The 2071-nt window shown below is 66.2% G+C and carries 2 protein-coding genes; both read right to left on the bottom strand.

Features of this window, described 5'->3' with window-relative positions; all coding sequences use genetic code 11:
• Positions 1-1443 (bottom strand): DEAD/DEAH box helicase (locus ACO48X_RS05815; protein WP_485001171.1); only part of this gene is annotated, 1443 nt, incomplete at its 3' end.
• Between the two features lie 179 nt (positions 1444-1622).
• Positions 1623-2071 (bottom strand): MFS transporter (locus ACO48X_RS05820; protein ID WP_485001172.1); only part of this gene is annotated, 449 nt, incomplete at its 5' end.

The following is a 2071-nucleotide window of genomic DNA, read 5'->3' on the forward strand; positions in this document are numbered from 1 at the left end:
GATGCGGCGCAGCCGGGGGCGCTCCTTGGGCGTGACGAACGTGATGGACTCGCCGGTGCGGCCCGCCCGCCCCGTGCGGCCGATGCGGTGGACGTACGTGTCGGTTTCGCGCGGGACGTCGAAGTTGACGACAAGCCCGATGCGGTCGACGTCGAGCCCGCGCGCGGCGACGTCGGTGGCCACCAGCACGTCCAGCGTCCCGTCGCGCAGGCGCGCGACGAGCTTTTCGCGTTCTTTCTGGACGACGTCGCCCGAAAGCGCCGCCGTCGCCACGCCGCGGGCGCCAAGCTCGATGGTCAAATCCTCGGCCGTCGAGCGGGTGCGGACGAAGACGAGGGCCGCTTGAGCCTCCGTGACGGCCAAAACCCGCGCCAATGCGCCGATCTTGTGCCGCTCGGGCACTACGGCGTACATCTGCTTGACCGTCGAGACCGTGGTCGCGGGCCGCGAGATCGTGACTTCTTCGGCGTCGCTCAGGTGGCGTTCGGCCACGCGCCGAATCGGCGGCGGCATCGTCGCCGAAAAAAGCGCGGATATCCGACCCTCGGGAACTTCGGAGGCGATTTTCTCAACGTCCTCTGCGAATCCCATGCGGAGCATTTCGTCGGCTTCGTCGAGCACAAAATAGCGGACCGAGTCCAAGCGAAGGGCGCCGCGGTCCATAAGGTCCATGATGCGCCCCGGGGTGCCGACCACCACTTGCGCCCCGCCTTCGAGCGCCCTGAGCTGGGGGAGATAGGAGGACCCGCCGTATACGGCGGCGACGTCGACCCCGCGCGATTTTGCAGCGAAAGACTCGATCGCCTGTGCGCCTTGCATCGCCAGCTCGCGCGTCGGGGCGAGGACAAGGGCCTGGACCTCGCGCTTGTCGGGGTCAATATGGGCGAGGAGGGGAAGGGCGAAGGCCGCCGTTTTTCCCGTTCCCGTCTGGGCGACGCCGACGACGTCTTTTCCCCGCAGAAGAATCGGGATGGCCGCCGCCTGAATCGCCGTGGGCGCCGAAAAGCCGAGCTCCTTCACCGCGGCGAGGAGGTCTTCGGGCAGTCCGAGGTCGTCGAAAAGGACGTCGCTGGAATTGACGTCGCCGGGCTTCTTGGCTGCGGCGTCGTTTCCAAGTGCGACGGCGCCGCTCTGGTTTTGGCCGTTGCCACTCTTGTGCGAGACCTCGCTGCTTTGGTGTGAAGCGCCGCGGTTCCGGCTCTGGCCGTTGTCGTCCTCGGGGGAGGCGCCGGCGTCCTCGTGCGTGCTGCTGCCGTCTTTGCGATCGGCGGCGTCGCGGTCCGCTGCGTCTTCTTTGGGCGCTGAGGCGCCGGAGCCCTCGCCGCCGTCATACGCAAAGAGGCCGTCGATGCTCTCGTCGCTCCGGAACGGGAAGGAGTCGTTGCGCGGCGCAAGGTCGCCGCCGGTTCCCTCGTCGAGCGAGGGCGCATTATATTCGGTCATGTTCACCTGTCAGTTGTCCAGCGCGCGCCACGAAACCTGATAACACCGCGCGCTCGCCTAGCAACCGGCAGGCGAAAAGCTGGGGCGACGATGCGCCTAGAGGAGTCTAGTCCCTCAAGCGTGAAATGTTTGTTTTTGCGAGGGTGAGATGTGGCACGGCGAGGCGTCGGCGTGAGAATCTAAACGACGGACTCGATTGCGCGGGCCGAAGCCTCGAGCTGGGCTTCCTCCTCGGATCCGGGGTGGGGGGCTGTCCTTCGCACGACGATTAAGGACACCACGCTCAACAGCGCCATCGTTCCGACCGAGGCTGCGAAAGCCCACTCTTGGGCGGGCATGACGATGGCGTAGACCAAGCCGACGACCGCGACGCAGAAGGAAAAACCGAGGGTGTCGGCAAGCTGGATGGCCGACGCCGTCGTCCCCTGCCTGCGTTTGGGAGTCATGGCCAACGCATGAACCGCCATGGCCGAAAAGACCAATCCCATTCCCAATCCCGCCAAGCTCCATCCGGCCACAACGAGCCACGGGGAGAACCGATAAAAGCTCGCGGGAACGACGACGAGAATGCCGCAGAGCTGGAATGCCGTTCCGAGAGAGGCGATCCTCCGTCGAAGATCGGGGGAGG

It is taken from the genome of Peptidiphaga sp. (assembly GCF_057238965.1).